The sequence below is a fragment of the Gilliamella sp. HK2 genome (assembly GCF_001690265.1).
GTDB lineage: Bacteria > Pseudomonadota > Gammaproteobacteria > Enterobacterales > Orbaceae > Gilliamella > Gilliamella apicola_C.
In genome coordinates this window covers 1-1,872 of the sequence record NZ_LZGV01000083.1, presented here as the reverse complement: position 1 = coordinate 1,872, position 1,872 = coordinate 1, and the positions used below count along the sequence as shown (strand labels likewise).

Annotated in this window: 3 protein-coding genes; all 3 read right to left on the bottom strand. The window is 34.6% G+C overall.

From position 1 onward, the window contains the following. A partial coding sequence (locus A9G45_RS08285) for a DUF6708 domain-containing protein (protein WP_065568006.1) occupies positions 1-667 on the bottom strand: 667 nt, incomplete at its 3' end. Next, entirely contained in the window at positions 667-1,503 is an 837-nt protein-coding gene (locus A9G45_RS08280; RefSeq protein WP_065568005.1) for a DUF6708 domain-containing protein, read from the bottom strand. The genes A9G45_RS08280 and A9G45_RS08285, both read right to left, overlap by 1 nt. Then, positions 1,503-1,872, bottom strand: a 370-nt coding sequence (locus tag A9G45_RS14445) for a DUF6708 domain-containing protein (protein WP_218057075.1), incomplete at its 5' end; no start/stop codon positions are given. The genes A9G45_RS14445 and A9G45_RS08280, both read right to left, overlap by 1 nt.

The window sequence follows — 1,872 nt, the reverse complement described above, 5'->3', positions numbered from 1 at the left end:
TATAGCTATTTATCCACATCCATTCGTCATAACTTAGACTGGTATCAGCAGCCAACAAAAAGTGGTCAATCACTTTAGTGGTATTAGGCTCACATACCACACACTCTAGGCGATAACTTCTAACCATTCCGCCACTCCCAAGAGGAACTGATACCGATGTCATACACCCTTGAATATCTGCCCAATTAAACTCTTTAACTGTAATTTCTTTTGCTTTTAAAGGTGAGCAAGTAAACGTTCTTAATGAGCCAAAATATAAAAGGCAATGATCATAAATATAAACTTTACCTGTTTTACGATTTAATCGTATTGGGCAATCTTCAGGAGAAAAAATAACACTCAAAAACATATGAAAGAAAAAATAAACCAAAAAAACACCTATAAAACAACATATTAATAATAGTGCTCTATGTTTAGTTCCCATCCAAACACTTGGCAAAGTAAAATAGAGCGCAAATATTAAAAATAAAATAACTATTGATGAAAAAAAAATAGTCGCCAACCGAAAAAAAAATCTCATCCCTGTGAATCTTCTTGAAAATTCACAGTAATCATCATTAGCATAACGTAATTTTTTATTATTACTTAAATGTAATTGTGTTGTATATATTCCTTTATGCAAATCTTCGCGCCAGCATGACACTTGCGGTTGGTACTTTGATGGCATTATTTATTCCCTAACTTTTTATACTCGGCATCTATTTGTTGATATTCTTCAAGCGAGCTGGCTTTGGATTTTTTGTCGATTTCTTCTGGCCAGTTGACTTTGATTGGCCAAGTAAAGTCCTCTTCTGGCATAAATTCGGCATCCAAATTATTATCAGAAAAAGCCATATAGCTATTTATCCACATCCATTCATCATAGATTAGGCAATTATGAGTAGACAGAATAAAATGATCGGTTACTTTAGTAGTATTAGGTTTGCATATCACACATTCAATACGGTAAGTTCTGACGATACCGCCACTGCCCGTAGGTGCCGAAACTGAACTCATTACTCCTTGAATATCTGCCCAATCGAATTCTTTAACGGTTATCTCTTTGGCTCTAAAGGGAGAACGAGTAAAGGTAGCCCATGATCCAAAATACAATAAAAAATGGTCATAAATATAAACCTTACCTGTTTTTCGGTTTAAACGTATGGGGCAATCCTCGGGGGCATATAGCAGATAGAAAAAAAGCTGAATTAAAATATAAGCAACATAAATAAATACAATACAACTTGGTATAAGTATAAGTTTATTTCTTATTTCATCCTCAACTATACCTGGCGTTACCATATACAATACAAATAAAATCATAATCATAGTTAAAAAAAGACAAATCATTGTAATTAAACGGCCAATTTTCCCCCATCCTGTAGTTCGTCTTGAAAATTCACAATAATCATCATTAGCATAACGTAATTTTTTATTATTACTTAAAGGCAATTGCGTTGTATATACACCTTTGTGCAAATCTTCGCGCCAGCATGACACTTGCGGCTGATATTTGGATGGCATTATTTATTTCCTAACTTTTTATATTCGGCATCTATTTGTTGATATTCTTCAAGCGAGCTGGCTTTGGATTTTTTGTCGATTTCTTCTGGCCAGTTGACTTTGATTGGCCAAGTAAAGTCTTCTTCTGGCATAAATTCGGCATCCAAATTATTATCAGAAAAAGCCATATAGCTATTTATCCACATCCATTCCTCATAACCTAAACTGGTATCAGCAGCCAACAAAAAGTGATCAATCACTTTAGTGGTATTAGGCTCACATACCACACACTCTAGACGATAACTTCTAACCGTTCCGCCACTAGAAAGAGGAACTGATACTGAGGTCATACACCCTTGAATATCTGCCCAATTAAACTCTTTAACGGTT